Origin of the sequence: Pseudomonas benzenivorans, from assembly GCF_033547155.1 — a bacterium.
GTDB lineage: Bacteria > Pseudomonadota > Gammaproteobacteria > Pseudomonadales > Pseudomonadaceae > Aquipseudomonas > Aquipseudomonas benzenivorans_B.
Genome location: NZ_CP137892.1, coordinates 4,026,669 through 4,042,212, shown reverse-complemented (window position 1 = coordinate 4,042,212; position 15,544 = coordinate 4,026,669). Strand labels below are relative to the sequence as shown.

The window sequence follows — 15,544 nt, the reverse complement described above, 5'->3', positions numbered from 1 at the left end:
ACGGCTCTCCCCGTTTCCGCCGGGAACCCGACGAAAATCCTCTCATTCGACTCATGGAGAACGGCGGTGAGACGAAACTGCGCAGCGGCCCCTCCAGCATGGCGCGTGGGGACAACCAACACGTGCTAGCCCTCTAACTAAAGCCAGGGGCCTCGGGCCTGTCAATTCGCTGGCGAGTATCCGGTTGTGGGTTGTATAGATTTGTAACTGGCTGATTTAGAAGGGTGAAAATGTTTTTAATGCCTTTTCCTGGCCGGCGGCGGCGCCCTAGTGCGAAAACTGTCTAGGTCGGCCAGGGGCGCCGGGCTAGAGCGCCAGCTGATGGGCGCGTCGACGCCGGCGCCAGCCGGCCAGGCGTTGTTGCAGTGCCTGCAGGCTGTCCAGTCGCTGGCGCCGCGCCTGGCTGAACAGGATCAGCGCCAGCTCGGCGGTGACCAGGGCGTCGGCGCTGGCATGGTGGCGCTGGTGCACCTGCAGGCCGAAGTGGCGCGCCCAGTCGTCCAGGCCGCCGCGGCGGATAGTCGCCTGGGGACAGAGCAGCGGCGCCAGCTCGGCCACGTCGAAAAAGGGGTGGGTCAGGCGGTAGCCGAGGCTCTGCTTGAGGGCGCGGGCCAGCATGCGCTGGTCGAAGGCGGCGTGGAAGGCCAGCAGCGGGCTGCTGCCTGCGAATTCCATGAAGGCCAGCAGCGCCTCGGCCGGTTCGCTGCCGGCGGCGATGCTGCTGGGCGTCAGGCCGTGGATCAGCACGCTGGCGCCCAAAGGCTGGTCGCAGCTCAGGGTGCACTCGAACTGCCGGGCCAGGTCGATGGCGCCGCTCTCGATCAGTACCGCGCCGATCGACAGCACCTGATCGCGCTTGGTGTCCAGGCCGCTGGTCTCCAGATCCAGCACCACCAGGCGTTGCTCGGCCAGCGGCCGTGCGTCCAGCGGCGCCGGGGGCGCCAGCCGCGCACGACGCTCCAGATGCTCTGCGCGCAGGGCCGGACCGCGACCGGTCAGCCAGCGGAACTGGCTCATAGCTGATACCTCAGGGCCAGGCTGCTCTGCAGGCGCTGGGCCTGGCGGAAGGATTCGCGCAGGATGCGCCGGTCCAGGTGGTTGAGGCTGTCCGGGTCGAGGCGGTTGGAGTAGGGCTGGTGCTCGCGGGCCTGCAGCTGGTGCTGCTGCATGCGGGTCTGCTGGATGAAGTGATAGGCCTCCTCGAAGGCCGCGCCGTCGAGTCGTTCGATGACCTTCTTGGCGATCAGTTCGCGCAGGCGTTCCAGGGTGTTGCAGCTCTCGATGCCGTGGGCCAGGGCGAGCAGCCGGGCGCCGTCGACGAAGGGCGTCAGGCCTTGCACCTTGAGGTCGAGGGTGTCCTTCTCGGCGCCCTTGCGCGCCACCACGAAGTCGCGGAAGCGGCCAATGGGCGGGCGCTGGCGCAGGGCGTTTTCGGCCATCATGCGCTGGAACAGGCTGTGGCCGTGGATGCGCCGCAGCAGTTCCTCACGCACCTGCGCGCAGCCTTCCGGTGGGCCCCAGACCACGCGCATGTCGAAGTAGATGCTCGAGGCCAGCAGGTTCTCCGGCGTGGCTTCGTCGATGAAGCCGGCGAAGCGCCGCGACCATTCCTGGCGCGACAGGCACAGCTCGGGGTTGCCGGCCATGATGTTGCCCTTGCACAGGGTGAAGCCGCACTGTGCCAGGCGCTGGTTGATCTCGGCGGCCAAGGGCAACAGGCGTCGGCGCATCTCGGCGGCCTCGGTCTTGTCCGCGGCCTCGAACAGGATGCCGTTGTCCTGGTCGGTGTGCAGGGTCTGTTCGCGGCGCCCCTCGCTGCCGAAGCACAGCCAGGTGAAGGGCACGCCGGGATCGCCCAGGTCCTCGAGGGTCAGCTCGATCACCCGGCACACCGTATGGTCGTTGAGCAGGGTGATGATATGGGTGATCTGGGTCGAGCTGGCGCCGTGGGCCAGCATGCGGTCGACCAGCAGGCGGATGTCGTCGCGCAGGGCGGTCAGGGTCTCGACCCGCCCGGCATGGCGGATGGTGCGCGCCAGGTGCACCAGGTCGACCCGCTGCAGGGAGAACAGGTCGCGCTCGGAGACCACGCCGCAGAGCCTCTCGTGTTCGACCAGGCAGACGTGGGCGATGTGCCGCTCGGTCATGGCGATGGCCGCGTCGAAGGCGCTGGCATCCGGCGGCAGGTGGAAGGGCTCGGCGGTCATCAGGCGCTCGATCGGCTGTTCCAGCGACTCGCCGGCGGCGATCACCCGGCGCAGGTCGCGCAGGGTGAAGATGCCCAGGGGCCTGTGGGCCGGGTCGAGTACGACGATGCTGCCGACGTGCTGTTCGTGCATCTGCTTGACCGCCTCGCGCAGCGGCGTATCCGGCGTGCAGCCGATCGGCTGGCGCATGGCCAGCTCGCCCAGGCGGGTATCCAGCGAATACTGCGCGCCGAGGGTCTCTACCGCGCGCAGCTGCACCTGCTGGTTGACCTGGTCGAGCAGGCTGCTGACCCCGCGCAGGGCGAAGTCGCGCAGCGGGTTGGATACCGCGAACAGCTTGACGAAGGCGGCCTTGGGCAGCAGCAGGCAGAAGCAGTCTTCGGCGGCCAGGTGCTCGGTGCGGGTGGCGCGCTCGCCGATCAATGCGGCCAGGGGGAAGCACTCGCCGCTGGTGATCTCGAAGGTGGTCTCGGTGCCGCGGCGTGCCGAGTGCGGCCGCTCGCCGTGCACCCGGCCCTGCTTGACGATATAGAAGTGTTCCACCGGGCCGTCGGCCGGCTTGATGATGGTTTCGCCCTCGCCATAGAAGCGCAGCTGGCAGCGCTCCACCAGGTAGGCCAGGTGGGCCGTGTCCATCTGGTTGAAGGGCGGGAATTTCTGCAGGAACTCCATGGTGCCGTGGATGTTCTGCATCACCGCGGCCTTGCCCGCCTGGGCGAAGTCATCCGCTGTGCTCATGGGCGCTCTCGAGGGGTCACTGAGGGGGCTATGGTCGGCGCTGCCCGGCCGGCTGCCCATTGGACCTAAGTCTAGCGCCATAAAAAAACCGCCCCGGAGGGCGGCTCTTGATCGCAGCAGGTGCAGGTTACAGGCCGTTCTTCGCCTTGAACTCGCGGCGCCGGCGGTGCAGCACCGGCTCGGTGTAGCCGTTGGGCTGCTTGGCGCCCTCGATCACCAGCTCCAGGGCGGCCTGGAAGGCGATGTTGTTGTCGAAGTCCGGCGCCATCGGCCGGTACAGCGGGTCGCCCGCGTTCTGCCGGTCGACCACCGGGGCCATGCGCTTGAGGCTCTCGACGATCTGCGCCTCGCTGGCGATGCCGTGGCGCAGCCAGTTGGCCAGCAGCTGGCTGGAGATGCGCAGGGTGGCGCGGTCTTCCATCAGGCCGACGTCGTTGATGTCCGGCACCTTGGAGCAGCCGACGCCCTGGTCGATCCAGCGCACCACGTAGCCGAGGATGCCCTGGGCGTTGTTGTCCAGCTCGTTCTGGATTTCCTCGACGGACCAGTGGGTGTCGGCGGCCAGGGGGATGCTCAGGATGTCGTCGACCGAGGCCGGGGTGCGCTGGGCCAGTTCGGCCTGGCGGGCGAACACGTCGACCTGGTGGTAGTGCAGGGCGTGCAGGGTGGCGGCGGTCGGCGACGGCACCCAGGCGGTGTTGGCGCCGGCCAGCGGATGGGCGACCTTCTGCTCGACCATCGCCGCCATCAGGTCGGGCATGGCCCACATGCCCTTGCCGATCTGCGCGCGGCCCTGCAGGCCGCAGGCCAGGCCGACGTCGACGTTGTTGTTCTCGTAGGCGCCGATCCACTTCTCGCCCTTCATCGCCGCCTTGCGCACCATGGCGCCGGCCTCCATGGAGGTGTGGATCTCGTCGCCGGTGCGGTCGAGGAAGCCGGTGTTGATGAACACCACGCGCTCGCTGGCCGCCTGGATGCAGGCCTTGAGGTTGACCGTGGTGCGGCGCTCCTCGTCCATGATGCCGACCTTGAGGGTGTGGCGTGGCAGGCCGAGGATGTCCTCGACGCGACCGAACAGCTCGTTGGTGAAGGCGACTTCTTCCGGGCCGTGCATCTTCGGCTTGACGATGTACACGCTGCCGGTGCGGGTGTTGTGGCGGCTGGTGTTGCCGTTGAGGTTGTGGATGGCGATCAGGCTGGTGACCAGGCCGTCCATGATGCCTTCCGGCACCTCGAAGCCCTGACCGTCGACGATGGCGTCGATGGTCATCAGGTGGCCGACGTTGCGCACGAACAGCAGGGAGCGGCCGTGCAGGGTCAGCTCGCCGCCGTCCGGCTGGGTATAGACCCGGTCCGGGTTCATGGTGCGGGTGAAGGTCTGGCCGCCCTTGGATACCTGTTCGCTCAGGTCGCCCTTCATCAGGCCCAGCCAGTTGCGGTAGACCACCACCTTGTCGTCGGCATCGACCGCGGCGACCGAGTCCTCGCAGTCCATGATGGTGGTCAGCGCGGCTTCCATCAGCACATCCTTGACGCCGGCGGCATCGGTGCTGCCGATCGGGCTGTTGGCGTCGATCTGGATCTCGAAGTGCAGGCCGTTGTGCTTGAGCAGGATGGCGAAGGGCGCATGGGCGTCGCCCTGGAAGCCGACCAGCTGGGCATCGTCGCGCAGGCCGCTGTTGCTGCCGCCCTTGAGGCTGACCAGCAGGCGGCCGCCTTCGATGCGGTAGCCGATGGCGTCGGCGTGGGAGCCGGCGCCCAGCGGCGCGGCCTGGTCGAGGAAGGCGCGGGCGAAGGCGATGACCTTGTCGCCGCGGACCTTGTTGTAGCCCTTGCCCTTCTCGGCGCCGCCTTCCTCGCCGATCACATCGGTGCCGTACAGCGCGTCGTACAGCGAACCCCAGCGGGCGTTGGAGGCGTTCAGGGCGAAGCGCGCGTTCATCACCGGCACCACCAGCTGCGGACCGGCCAGGCGGGCGATTTCCTCGTCGACGTTCTGCGTGCTGACCTTGAAGTCGGCAGGCTCCGGAAGCAGGTAGCCGATCTCCTCGAGGAAGGCCTTGTAGGCCGCGGCGTCGTGGGCCTGGCCGGCGCGGGCCTGGTGCCAGGCGTCGATCTGCGCCTGGATCTGGTCGCGCTTGGCCAGCAGGGCGCGGTTCTTCGGCGCCAGCTCGTTGATCACGGCTTCGACGCCGTTCCAGAAGGCGTCGGCGGCGATGCCGGTCCCGGGGATGGCTTCGTTGTTCACGAAGTCGAACAGCACTTTGGCGACCTGCAGGCCACCGACTTGAACGCGTTCAGTCATCACTTGCCTCACTCTGCTCAGCTCTTCAGCTTTACTCAATAGCCGCTTGGAACCTGGGGTTTACGTCTTGTAGTCCGTGGCGCGGCATACTACATCAAGATATCGGGAAAATCAGCGGGTGCGCGTCGCTCCGCGACCGGAAAGTGCCGTGCAGTCACGTCATGGGTTTTTTGTGCGCAAGATTTGTGATTATTGTTTCATAAAAATGTTGGAACGGTACACGGATAATTGCCGGAGTCGGCGGCGGGTCGCTGGGGCCTATACTGCGGGCTTATTGCACGGAGTTGAGCGATGCATATACAGCTGGCCACCATGGACGACCTCGACGAGCTGAGCGGGCTGTTCGCCGCCTATCTGCAGTTCTACGAGGTGGACAAGCCGCTGTCTGCGGTACGCAGTTTCCTGGCCGAGCGCCTGGAGCGTGGCGATTCGGCGCTGCTGCTGGGGCGCGATCCGGCCGGTGGGGCGCTGGGGTTCGTCCAGCTCTATCCGTTCAGCGCTTCCCTGGCGCTGCGCCCGGCCTGGCTGCTGAGCGACCTCTACGTGGCCCCGGCGGCGCGCCGGCGTGGCGTCGGCGAGGCCCTGATGAATGCTGCCCGCGGTCATGCCGAGGCGTCCGGCGCCTGCGGTTTGCAACTGGAGACGGCGAAGGGCAATCTGGCCGGGCAGGCACTGTACGAGCGCCTGGGCTATGTGCGGGACGAAATGTTCTATACCTATTGGCTAGGCCTGCCCGAGCGAGGTGGCTGATGCCGCGGGCGCTGCCGGCGCCCGATCAAGACGAGGGGGCTTTCCATGGATCATCTGGTACTTACCGTCATCGCCCAGGATCAACCGGGCGTGGTCGAGCGGGTCGCCCAATGCGTGAACACGCATGGCGGCAACTGGCTGGAGAGCCGCATGTCGCGTATGGCCGGGCAGTTCGCCGGGATACTGCGCGTCGCCGTGCCGAGCGAGGCCCGCGCCGAACTGGTCGATGAACTGCAGGGGCTGGCCGCCCAGGGGATCCGCGTGCTGCTGGCGGAGAGCGGCAGCGAGCCGTCGGGCGGCTGGAAACCCATCCACCTCGACCTGGTCGGCAACGACCGGCCGGGGATCATCCGCGATATCACCCGGCTGCTCACCGAGCAGGGGGTCAACCTGGAGAGCCTGGTCACCGAGGTGATGCCGGCGCCCATGAGCAGCGAGCCGCTGTTCCATGCCGAGGCACTGCTGGCGGTGCCGCAGGGGCTGTCCCTGGAGGCGTTGCAGGCCAAGCTGGAGACCCTGGCCGACGATCTGATGGTCGAGCTCAACCTGCGCGCCGAAGCCTAGGAGGCCACGATATCCACGACCACGGTGGGCAGCGCTGTGGATAACCTGGGGAGCACCGACGCCGGCGCTAGTGCCCCGTGGCGTACCGTGAGTCGATTAAAAAACCAGCAATTTCAACGGCTTGTTCACAAAGGCCGGGGATTGTTCTGTGGATAAGCACGGGATGACTAGCCCGGGCCCAGGCCGGGCGCGGCCTGGGCCCGGCTGGGTGTTTTTTGATCAGGCGCCATGTCCCGCATGGGCGGCCTGGCGAACATCGGTGGCCTCGGCGTCCGGGGTGCGGTGCCCTGGGATCAAGCCCGGCCCCGACGTCTCAGGGTCAGCCAGGCGTCCAGGCTGTACAGCGCCAGGCCGGCCCAGATGCAGATGAAGGCCAGCAGCCGGCTCGGGTCGAAGTGCTCGCCGAACACCCACACCGCCAGCAGCAGCACCAGGGTCGGGGCGATGTACTGCAGGAAGCCCAGGGTGGTGTAGGGCAGGTGGCGCGCGGCGGCGTTGAAGCACACCAGCGGCACCAGGGTGATGGGCCCGGCGGCGATCAACCAGAGCGCCTCCGAGGTGCTCCAGAAGGGCGCCTGGCTGCTCATCGCCGCGGGATGCAGCAGCAGCCAGCCGAGGGCCAGCGGCAGCAGCAGCCAGGTTTCCACCACCAGGCCGGGCAGGGCGGCGACCGGCGCCTGCTTGCGGATCAGCCCGTAGAAGCCGAAGGTCAGGGCCAGGGCCAGGGACACCCAGGGCAGGCTGCCGACCTGCCACACCTGCTGTGCCACGCCCAGGGCGGCCAGGCCCACGGCCAGCCACTGCAGGCGGCGCAGGCGCTCGCCGAGCAGCAGCAGGCCGAGCAGTACGTTGACCAGCGGGTTGATGTAGTAGCCCAGGCTGGCCTCGAGCATGCGCTCGTTGTTCACCGCCCAGACGTAGATCAGCCAGTTGCTGGCGATCAGCACGCCGCAGGCCGCCAGCACGACCAGACGCCGGGGGTTGTCGCGCAGCTCGCGCAGCCAGCCCGGGTGTTTCCACAGCAGCAGCAGGGCCGCGCCGAACAGCGCGGACCAGAGCGCGCGATGCACGACGATCTCCAGGGCCGGAACGCTCTGGATGGCTTTGAAGTAGAGGGGGAACAGGCCCCAGATGATGTAGGCGGTGAGGCCGAGAATGTACCCGCGGCGCGGGTTGGCGGTGGCCATGCAGAGTCCTTGCTTAGGCAGCTAACAAAGCCTTGGATTCTAGTCGGGTCATTCACCGGCTGTCTGTGGCGGCGGCGCTTTTCTTCCAGGGCCAAGCGCGCCGCTTGTAAAGTCCTCGTTACAGCCTCGGCGGCCTGTTTCAGAACAGTCTCAGCGGCTCCTCGTCCAGCGCCGCCAGCTGCTCGCGCAGCATCAGCACCTGCTCGCCCCAGTAACGCTCCGTGCCGAACCAGGGGAAGCTGTGGGGGAAGGCCGGGTCGTCCCAGCGCCGGGCCAGCCAGGCGCTGTAATGCATCAGGCGCAAGGCGCGCAGGCCTTCGATCAGCGGCAGCTCGCGGGGGTCGAAGTCGTGGAACTCCTGGTAGCCGTCCATCAGCTCGGACAGTTGGCCGAGGCGCTCGTGGCGCGGGCCTGCCAGCATCATCCACAGGTCCTGCACGGCAGGGCCCATGCGGCAGTCGTCGAGGTCGACCATGTGGAAGGTTTCGTCGCGGCACAGCAGGTTGCCGGGGTGGCAGTCGCCGTGCAGGCGGACCGCCTGCACCGGGGTGTTGGCGAACAGGCCGTCGAGCCGCTTGAGCAGATCCCGGGCCACCGACTCGTAGGCCGGCAGCAGGCTGCGCGGAATGAAGCCGCCGTCGAGCAGGGTGGCCAGCGAGGCGTGGCCGTAGTTGTCCACGCCGAGGTGTTCGCGGTGGCTGAACGGCCGGGTCGAACCGACCGCGTGCAGGCGGCCGAGCAGCTGGCCGAGGCGATACAGCTGATCCAGATTGCCCGGCTCCGGGGCGCGGCCGCCACGACGGGGGAACAGGGCGAAGCGGAAGCCGGCGTGCTCGAACAGGGTCTCGCCGTCGCGCATGAGCGGTGCCACCACCGGCACCTCGCACTCGGCCAGTTCGAAGCTGAAGCCGTGTTCCTCGCGGATCGCCGCGTCGCTCCAGCGCTGCGGGCGGTAGAACTTGGCGATCAGCGGCGCCTGGTCCTCGATGCCCACCTGGTAGACGCGGTTCTCGTAGCTGTTCAGCGCCAGGATCCGGGCGTCGCTGAGGTAGCCGAGGCTCTCCACGGCATCCAGGACCAGGTCGGGGGTGAGGGCGTCGAAGGGGTGGGACATGGTCGGCTCCGGAGCGGGGATCGCCCAGTGTACCCCCAGCGCGCAGGGGATGCCCGTTCAGCCGTCCCCGGGCTTGGGCGTGCGGGCCAGGCAGTAGACATCGACCCGCGCCGCACCGGCTTTCTTCAGCAGGCGCGCCAGGCTCTCTGCGGTGGCGCCGGTGGTCAGTACATCGTCGACCAGGGCCAGGTGCAGCCCGGCGACCCGGCTCTCGGCCGCCAGGGCGAAGGCCCGGCGCAGGTTGCGCCGGCGCGCGGCGGCGTTCAGCTGTTGCTGCGCCGGGGTATCGCCGATGCGCTGCAACCAGTGCGTCTGCTGGGGCAGTCGCAGATATTCGCTCAGCCACTGGGCGAGCAGCTGCGCCTGGTTGAAGCCGCGTCGACGCTGCCGCGCGTTGGCCAGGGGCACCGGCAGCAGCAGGTCGGGGCGAGGTAGGCCTTCAGCGAAGGCGTGACGCAGATGATGTGACAAAAGCTCACCGAGCAGACGTCCCAATGGCCACTGCGCCTGGTGTTTGAAACGGGTGATCAGGCTGTCCACCGGGAAGGCATAGCGCCAGGGCGCCGTCACCCGATCAAAACTCGGCGGCCGGCGCTGGCAGGCGCCGCAGATCAGTCCGGCACTTGGCAACGGCAGAGCGCAGACCTGGCAGTGCTCGCCCAGCCAGGGCAGCTCGCCCTCGCAGCTGCTGCACAGAGCCTGGGCCAGGTCCGCGGGCTCATCGCACAGCGTGCAATACTGTTTGCTTTTTAACCATCGGTAAACCGATAGCACCTTGCCAGGTTGACAGTGCATGGGCCTTCCATAAAGATGCCGAACATCCGTGTCGTGCCTGCTGACTCTAGCAGGCCGTTACCCCCAACAAGGAATCATCCATGAGCGCTACCACCGCCGCCCACCTGCGTCACGATTGGACCCCAGCCGAGGTCAAGGCGCTCTTCCAGCAACCCTTCAACGACCTGCTGTTCCAGGCGCAGACGGTGCACCGCGCGCACTTCGACGCCAACCGCGTGCAGGTCTCCACGCTGCTGTCGATCAAGACCGGCGCCTGCCCGGAAGACTGCAAGTACTGCCCGCAGTCCGGCCACTACAACACCGGGCTGGACAAGGAAAAGTTGATGGAGGTGCAGAAGGTGCTGGAGGCGGCGGCCGAGGCCAAGGCCATCGGTTCCACCCGTTTCTGCATGGGCGCGGCCTGGAAGCATCCCTCGGCCAAGGACATGCCCTATGTGCTGAAGATGGTCGAAGGGGTCAAGGCCCTGGGCCTGGAGACCTGCATGACCCTGGGCAAGCTGAGCAAGGAGCAGACCCAGGCCCTGGCCGAGGCCGGCCTCGACTACTACAACCACAACCTGGACACCTCGCCGGAGTTCTACGGCAATATCATCACCACGCGGACCTACTCGGAACGGCTGGAGACCCTGGCCCACGTGCGCGAGTCGGGGATGAAGATCTGCTCGGGCGGCATCCTCGGCATGGGCGAGTCGCTGGACGACCGCGCCGGCCTGCTGATCCAGTTGGCCAACCTGCCGGAGCACCCGGAGTCGGTGCCGATCAACATGCTGGTCAAGGTCCAGGGCACGCCGCTGGCCGAGGAGCAGGACGTCGACCCCTTCGACTTCATCCGCATGCTCGCCGTGGCGCGGATCATGATGCCCAAGTCCCACGTGCGCCTGTCCGCCGGCCGCGAGCAGATGAACGAGCAGATGCAGGCCCTGGCCTTCTTCGCCGGCGCCAACTCGATCTTCTACGGCGAGAAGCTGCTGACCACCGCCAACCCCCAGGCGGACAAGGACATGCAGCTGTTCGCCCGCCTCGGCATCAAGCCCGAGGAGCGCGAGGAGCATGCCGACGAGGTGCACCAGGCCGCCATCGAGCAGGCCCTGGTGGAGCAGCGTGATTCCGAGCTGTTTTACAACGCCGCAAGCTGAAGTCGCGCGGTGGATGGCGCGCCACCCATCCACCCTACGTAGTCCTCTGCAGGGTGGATAACCCGCCTGCGGGTATCCACCGGGTCTTGCCATGAGCTTCGATCTCGCCTCACGCCTCGCCGAACGCCGGGCGGCCAATCTCTACCGTCAGCGGCCGCTGCTCGATTCGCCGCAAGGCCCGCAGGTCAGGGTCGACGGCCGCGAGCTGCTGGCCTTCTGTTCCAACGACTACCTCGGCCTGGCCAATCATCCCCAGGTGATCGAGGCCTGGCAGGCCGGTGCCCGGCGCTGGGGCGTCGGTGGCGGCGCCTCGCACCTGGTGGTCGGCCACAGCACGCCGCACCACGATCTGGAGGAGGCGCTGGCCGAATTCAGCGGCCGGCCGCGGGCGTTGTTGTTCTCCACCGGCTACATGGCCAACCTCGGCGCGGTCACCGCGCTGCTCGGTCAGGGCGACACGGTGCTGGAAGACCGCCTCAACCATGCCTCCCTGCTGGACGCCGGGCTGCTGTCCGGCGCCCGCTTCTCGCGCTACCTGCACAACGATGCCGCCAGCCTGGCCGGCCGCCTGGAGAAGGCGAGCGGCAACTGCCTGGTGGTGACCGACGGGGTGTTCAGCATGGACGGCGACCTGGCCGACCTGCCGACGCTCTGCGCCGAGGCGAAGAAGCGGAACGCCTGGGTGATGGTCGACGACGCCCACGGCTTCGGCCCGCTCGGCGCCAACGGCGGTGGCATCGCCGAGCACTTCGGCCTGGGCGTGGACGAGGTGCAGGTGCTGGTCGGCACCCTGGGCAAGAGCTTCGGCACCGCCGGCGCCTTCGTCGCCGGCAGCGAGGAACTGGTCGAGACCCTGGTGCAGTTCGCCCGCCCCTATATCTACACCACCAGCCAGCCACCGGCGCTGGCCTGCGCCACCCTCAAGAGCCTGGAGTTGCTGCGTGGCGAGCACTGGCGCCGCGAGCACCTCAATGCGCTGATCGCGCGCTTCCGCGAGGGCGCCAGCGAGATCGGTTTGCAGCTGATGGACAGCGCCACGCCGATCCAGCCGATCCTGGTCGGCGACAGCGGCCGCGCCCTGCGCCTGTCCCAGTTGCTGCGCGAGCGCGGCCTGCTGGTGACCGCGATCCGCCCGCCGACCGTGCCGGCCGGCAGCGCGCGCCTGCGCGTGACTCTGTCGGCGGCCCACAGCCTGGAGCAGCTGGAGCTGCTGCTGGAGGCCCTGGCCGAGTGCTGGCCGCAGGTGGCGGCCGGGGACGAGGAGGCGCGCCATGCGTGAGCGGCTGACTCTGCTGCCCGGCTGGGGCCTGGGCACGGCGCCGCTGCAGCCCCTGGCCGAGGCCCTGCACGGGCTCGATCCTCACCTGCGGGTCGAGATCGAGCCGTTACCGTCGCTCGATAGCGGTACCCCCGAGGACTGGCTCGACGAACTGGACGCCAACCTGCCCCAGGACTGCTGGCTGGGCGGCTGGTCCCTCGGCGGCATGCTCGCCGCCCAGCTCGCCGCGCGTCGCGGTGCGCATTGCCGCGGCCTGCTGTGCCTGGCCAGCAATCCGCGCTTCGTCGCCGAGGCGCAGTGGCCGGCGGCGATGCCGGCGAACACCTTTGCCGCCTTCCGCCAGGGCTGCGCCGAGGATGGACGGGCGACGCTGAAACGCTTCGCCCTGCTCTGCGCCCAGGGCGCGGGCGATGCCCGCGGGCTGTCGCGCCTGCTGCTCGGCGCGGCGCCTCACGACAGCAGCGACACCTTGCTGGCCGGCCTCGACCTGCTCGCCGCGTTGGACGGCCGCGCCGCGCTGCAGGACTTCGTCGGCCCGCAACTGCACCTGTTCGCCGGCGGCGACGCGCTGGTGCCGGCCGGTGCGGCGGCGGCCCTGCTGGAGTTGCTGCCGGATGTCGAGATCGGCCTGATCGACACGGCCAGCCATGCCTTCCTGCTGGAGCGCCCCCACGAGGTGGCGGCGGCGATCCAGGCCTTCCTGCACGAGGCCGGCGATGGCTGATCAGGCCCAGGCGGGGCTGCCGGACAAGCGCCAGGTCGCCGCGTCCTTCTCCCGGGCGGCGGACAGCTACGACAGCGTCGCCGCGCTGCAGCGCAGCGTCGGTGCACAGTTGCTGGCGCGTCTGCCTACCGGGCTCGCGCCCCGGCGCTGGCTCGACCTGGGCTGCGGCACCGGGCATTTCAGCCGGGCCCTGGGCGAGCGCTTCCCGGCAGCCGAGGGCGTGGGCCTGGATATCGCCGAGGGCATGCTGCGCCACGCCCGGCCCCTGGGCGGGGCGCGGCAGTTCATCGCCGGTGATGCCGAGTGCCTGCCGCTGCGCGACGAGTCCTGTGATTTGCTCTATTCCAGCCTGGCGCTGCAGTGGTGCGGGGACTTCCAGGCGGTGCTGCGCGAGGCCCGTCGGGTGTTGCGCCCCGGTGGCGTGCTGGGGTTCAGCAGCCTGTGCGTCGGCACCCTGCAGGAGCTGCGCGACAGCTGGCAGGCGGTGGACGGCTTCGTCCACGTCAACCGCTTCCGCCGTTTCGCCGATTATCGGCAGCTATGCGGCGCCAGCGGTCTGGGGCTGCTGAGCCTGGAGAGCCGGGCCGAGGTGCTGCACTTTGCCGACCTGCGCAGCCTGACCCATGAGTTGAAAGCCCTGGGTGCCCACAACCTCAACCCCGGCCGCCCCGGCGGCCTCACCGGGCGGGCACGCATCCTGGCGCTACGCGAGGCCTACGAGGGCTTCCGCCAGCCCCAGGGCCTGCCGGCCACCTACCAGGTGGTCTATGGCGTGTTGCGCAAGGAGCCTTATTGAGATGGCCAGGGTCTACTTCGTCACCGGAGCCGACACCGTGTTGTTTGCTAGAGAATCGGCAAGACCAGCAGTTGGAGGGTGTTGATATGACTCGGGCCTATTTCGTCACCGGCACCGACACAGAGATCGGCAAGACCACCGTCGCCGCCGGCCTGCTGCATGCCGCGCGCAATGCCGGCCTGAGTACGGCGGCAGCCAAGCCGGTGGCCTCCGGCTGCGTGCGGAGCGAACAGGGTTTGCGCAACGAGGATGCCCTGGCCCTGCTCGGCGAGTGCAGCCTCGCCTTGGGTTACGAGGAGGTCAATCCGCTGGCCTTCGAGCCGGCCATCGCCCCCCACCTGGCGGCCCGTGAGGCCGGCGTGCGGCTCGACGTGGCGGCGCTGCGCGCACCGGTGCAGGCGATCCTCGGCAAGGGTGCCGACTTCACCCTGGTCGAGGGGGCCGGCGGCTGGCGGGTGCCCCTGGCCGGTCGCGAGACACTATCGGACTTGGTGATCGCCTTGCGCCTGCCGGTGATCCTGGTGGTCGGCGTGCGCCTGGGCTGCATCAACCAGGCGGTGCTGACGGCGGAGGCGATCGCCCGCGACGGCCTGCAACTGGCCGGCTGGGTGGGTAATCTGGTCGACCCGCAGACCTCGCGCCTGGAAGACAACCTGGCGACCCTGGCCGAGCGCCTGCCGGCGCCTTGCCTGGGACAGGTGCCACGCCTGGCCCAACCACTGCCGGCGGCGGTGGCCGAGTACCTGGACCTGGCAGCCCTCGGTCTGACGTTATAAGCCGGCCTTCTGCCATTGCCAACCGAGAGTGGGGCGGTCGGGTTTTTTCTGCTTCAATGCACTGTCACAGGGTCTTTCTCAGCGGGAGCTAATCCATGGAAATCTCCGCTCACAACGCCTTCAGCGCAGGCATCGGTACTATCCAAGCCGGGCAGCGGCGCGTCGACCAGGCGGCCACGCAGATCGCCGAAGCCTCGCTCGCCACGTCGCAGCCGCAGCAGGATCGAGTCGACGCCACGTCCGAGGCTGGCGCCCGTGCTCCTGCCGACCTGGCAGAAAGCCTGGTGGCCTTGCGGGTCGGCCAGCATGAGGCACAGCTCGGCGCACGCCTGGTCAAGACCGCCGATGAAGTGCTGGGGACTCTGCTCGACACCCAGGCCTAAGCATTTGTCCGCAGGCACGGTAGGGCTTCAAGTCGGACGCTTTTCCACTCTTCGAAGACCCAGGCCCTAAGATCGGCGCCCATCCAGGAGGGAGCGATGCAGATCGGCGGTGTTAGCGCTTTCCCCATGCAGGAAGCCGCCCCGCGTTTGGCCTCGTCATTTCCATCCTACGTCTCACTTGAACCCTCCTCTAGCGCTCGTGAACCTGCCCAGGCCCCTGCGTCCGCCACGCCGGACTCCTCGGGGCGTGATGCCCGGCAACAGCGCCAGGACCAGCAGCGGCTCGCCGAACTGGCCAGCCGCGACCGGGACGTACGTGCCCACGAGCAGGCCCATGCCGCAGTCGGCGGCCCCTATGCCGGTGCGCCGGGTTACAGCTACAGCCGCGGCCCGGACGGCCGGCTTTATGCCACTGCCGGTGAGGTCGCCATCGATCTCGCCGTCGTAGCCAATGACCCCGCAGCCACTGTGCGCAAGATGGACGTGGTCGTGCGTGCCGCCCTGGCCCCGGCCGAGCCTTCCGCACAGGACCTGCGGGTGGCGGCGCAAGCCCAGGCGCAGATGGTCCAGGCCCGTGCCGAGCTGCAGCGCGGCGAGGGGGCGCCGCAGCCCGCCCAGGCAAGCGCCCAGTCATCCGTCAATGTGCAGCACTACCTTGAGCAGGACCGGCCATCGCCCCCTGGCACTCTCGTCGACCTCAGGGTCTAGCCTGGCAGCCGGGGATGCTTGACAAGGGGAGGGCGTAAACGTATGTTTCAAACATGCGTTTGATTGCTTGTCGGCCAACCTG

At 68.4% G+C, this 15,544-nt stretch carries 15 protein-coding genes; 9 read left to right on the top strand and 6 right to left on the bottom strand.

Annotation, left to right across the window (positions count from 1 at the left end):
* Positions 1 to 306: 306 nt before the first annotated feature.
* The 3 genes from SBP02_RS18745 to SBP02_RS18735 form a co-directional block, all read right to left on the bottom strand.
* The gene (locus SBP02_RS18745) at positions 307 to 1,017 is read right to left on the bottom strand and encodes a 3'-5' exonuclease (protein ID WP_318643908.1); all 711 of its coding nucleotides are present in this window, start codon (positions 1,015 to 1,017) and stop codon (positions 307 to 309) included.
* Entirely contained in the window at positions 1,014 to 2,945 is a 1,932-nt protein-coding gene (locus tag SBP02_RS18740) for a putative nucleotidyltransferase substrate binding domain-containing protein (RefSeq protein WP_318643907.1), read from the bottom strand. Before SBP02_RS18740 ends, SBP02_RS18745 begins: the two co-directional genes overlap by 4 nt.
* 127 nt (positions 2,946 to 3,072) lie before the next feature.
* A complete protein-coding gene (locus SBP02_RS18735; RefSeq protein WP_318643906.1) occupies positions 3,073 to 5,250 on the bottom strand; it encodes a malate synthase G in 2,178 nt (725 codons plus the stop codon).
* A 291-nt stretch (positions 5,251 to 5,541) separates the two neighbouring features.
* On the opposite strand from SBP02_RS18735, the gene SBP02_RS18730 reads away from it, so the two are divergent.
* Together SBP02_RS18730 and SBP02_RS18725 are read left to right on the top strand one after the other, a co-directional pair.
* Positions 5,542 to 6,000: a GNAT family N-acetyltransferase gene (locus tag SBP02_RS18730; protein WP_318643905.1), complete on the top strand. Its 459-nt coding sequence runs from the start codon at positions 5,542 to 5,544 to the stop codon at positions 5,998 to 6,000.
* 45 nt (positions 6,001 to 6,045) lie between these two features.
* On the top strand, positions 6,046 to 6,564 hold the full coding sequence (locus SBP02_RS18725) for a glycine cleavage system protein R (RefSeq protein WP_318643904.1): 519 nt from the start codon (positions 6,046 to 6,048) through the stop codon (positions 6,562 to 6,564).
* Positions 6,565 to 6,857: 293 nt separating this feature from the next.
* Here SBP02_RS18725 and rarD read toward each other — a convergent pair whose 3' ends face one another.
* From rarD to SBP02_RS18710, 3 genes are all read right to left on the bottom strand, one after another.
* Entirely contained in the window at positions 6,858 to 7,751 is an 894-nt protein-coding gene (gene rarD / locus SBP02_RS18720; protein WP_318643903.1) for an EamA family transporter RarD, read from the bottom strand.
* Between the two features lie 139 nt (positions 7,752 to 7,890).
* Positions 7,891 to 8,865, bottom strand: coding sequence for a serine/threonine protein kinase (locus tag SBP02_RS18715; protein ID WP_318643902.1), 975 nt, complete (start codon positions 8,863 to 8,865; stop codon positions 7,891 to 7,893).
* Between the two features lie 57 nt (positions 8,866 to 8,922).
* Positions 8,923 to 9,660: a ComF family protein gene (locus SBP02_RS18710; RefSeq protein WP_318643901.1), complete on the bottom strand. Its 738-nt coding sequence runs from the start codon at positions 9,658 to 9,660 to the stop codon at positions 8,923 to 8,925.
* Positions 9,661 to 9,740: 80 nt separating this feature from the next.
* On the opposite strand from SBP02_RS18710, the gene bioB reads away from it, so the two are divergent.
* The 7 genes from bioB to SBP02_RS18675 all read left to right on the top strand — a co-directional run bounded on the left by bioB (position 9,741) and on the right by SBP02_RS18675 (position 15,462).
* The gene (gene bioB, locus SBP02_RS18705) at positions 9,741 to 10,796 is read left to right on the top strand and encodes a biotin synthase BioB (protein ID WP_318643900.1); all 1,056 of its coding nucleotides are present in this window, start codon (positions 9,741 to 9,743) and stop codon (positions 10,794 to 10,796) included.
* Positions 10,797 to 10,887: 91 nt separating this feature from the next.
* Entirely contained in the window at positions 10,888 to 12,075 is a 1,188-nt protein-coding gene (bioF, locus tag SBP02_RS18700; RefSeq protein ID WP_318643899.1) for an 8-amino-7-oxononanoate synthase, read from the top strand.
* Positions 12,068 to 12,799, top strand: coding sequence for an alpha/beta fold hydrolase (locus tag SBP02_RS18695; RefSeq protein ID WP_318643898.1), 732 nt, complete (start codon positions 12,068 to 12,070; stop codon positions 12,797 to 12,799). Before bioF ends, SBP02_RS18695 begins: the two co-directional genes overlap by 8 nt.
* A complete protein-coding gene (bioC, locus tag SBP02_RS18690) occupies positions 12,792 to 13,595 on the top strand; it encodes a malonyl-ACP O-methyltransferase BioC (RefSeq protein WP_318643896.1) in 804 nt (267 codons plus the stop codon). Before SBP02_RS18695 ends, bioC begins: the two co-directional genes overlap by 8 nt.
* 86 nt (positions 13,596 to 13,681) lie before the next feature.
* Positions 13,682 to 14,371 carry a dethiobiotin synthase gene (gene bioD / locus SBP02_RS18685; RefSeq protein ID WP_318643895.1) on the top strand — a complete coding sequence of 230 codons (690 nt, stop codon included), beginning with the start codon at positions 13,682 to 13,684 and terminating at the stop codon, positions 14,369 to 14,371.
* Between the two features lie 95 nt (positions 14,372 to 14,466).
* The gene (locus SBP02_RS18680) at positions 14,467 to 14,754 is read left to right on the top strand and encodes a hypothetical protein (RefSeq protein WP_318643894.1); all 288 of its coding nucleotides are present in this window, start codon (positions 14,467 to 14,469) and stop codon (positions 14,752 to 14,754) included.
* 147 nt (positions 14,755 to 14,901) lie between these two features.
* Positions 14,902 to 15,462 (top strand): putative metalloprotease CJM1_0395 family protein, encoded by a 561-nt coding sequence (locus tag SBP02_RS18675; RefSeq protein WP_318643893.1) that lies wholly within the window; start codon positions 14,902 to 14,904, stop codon positions 15,460 to 15,462.
* The last annotated feature ends 82 nt before the right edge of the window (positions 15,463 to 15,544 follow it).

What these genes read in the sequence shown, in the direction of transcription:
- SBP02_RS18740 (WP_318643907.1), bottom strand. Translation starts at nt 2,945, where the DNA reads ATGAGCACAGCGGATGACTTCGCCCAGGCGGGCAAGGCCGCGGTGATG.
- SBP02_RS18725 (WP_318643904.1), top strand. Translation starts at nt 6,046, where the DNA reads ATGGATCATCTGGTACTTACCGTCATCGCCCAGGATCAACCGGGCGTG.
- SBP02_RS18695 (WP_318643898.1), top strand. Translation starts at nt 12,068, where the DNA reads ATGCGTGAGCGGCTGACTCTGCTGCCCGGCTGGGGCCTGGGCACGGCG.
- SBP02_RS18730 (WP_318643905.1), top strand. Translation starts at nt 5,542, where the DNA reads ATGCATATACAGCTGGCCACCATGGACGACCTCGACGAGCTGAGCGGG.
- SBP02_RS18735 (WP_318643906.1), bottom strand. Translation starts at nt 5,250, where the DNA reads ATGACTGAACGCGTTCAAGTCGGTGGCCTGCAGGTCGCCAAAGTGCTG.
- SBP02_RS18710 (WP_318643901.1), bottom strand. Translation starts at nt 9,660, where the DNA reads ATGCACTGTCAACCTGGCAAGGTGCTATCGGTTTACCGATGGTTAAAA.
- bioD (WP_318643895.1), top strand. Translation starts at nt 13,682, where the DNA reads ATGACTCGGGCCTATTTCGTCACCGGCACCGACACAGAGATCGGCAAG.
- SBP02_RS18680 (WP_318643894.1), top strand. Translation starts at nt 14,467, where the DNA reads ATGGAAATCTCCGCTCACAACGCCTTCAGCGCAGGCATCGGTACTATC.
- bioC (WP_318643896.1), top strand. Translation starts at nt 12,792, where the DNA reads ATGGCTGATCAGGCCCAGGCGGGGCTGCCGGACAAGCGCCAGGTCGCC.
- bioB (WP_318643900.1), top strand. Translation starts at nt 9,741, where the DNA reads ATGAGCGCTACCACCGCCGCCCACCTGCGTCACGATTGGACCCCAGCC.
- SBP02_RS18715 (WP_318643902.1), bottom strand. Translation starts at nt 8,865, where the DNA reads ATGTCCCACCCCTTCGACGCCCTCACCCCCGACCTGGTCCTGGATGCC.
- rarD (WP_318643903.1), bottom strand. Translation starts at nt 7,751, where the DNA reads ATGGCCACCGCCAACCCGCGCCGCGGGTACATTCTCGGCCTCACCGCC.
- SBP02_RS18745 (WP_318643908.1), bottom strand. Translation starts at nt 1,017, where the DNA reads ATGAGCCAGTTCCGCTGGCTGACCGGTCGCGGTCCGGCCCTGCGCGCA.
- bioF (WP_318643899.1), top strand. Translation starts at nt 10,888, where the DNA reads ATGAGCTTCGATCTCGCCTCACGCCTCGCCGAACGCCGGGCGGCCAAT.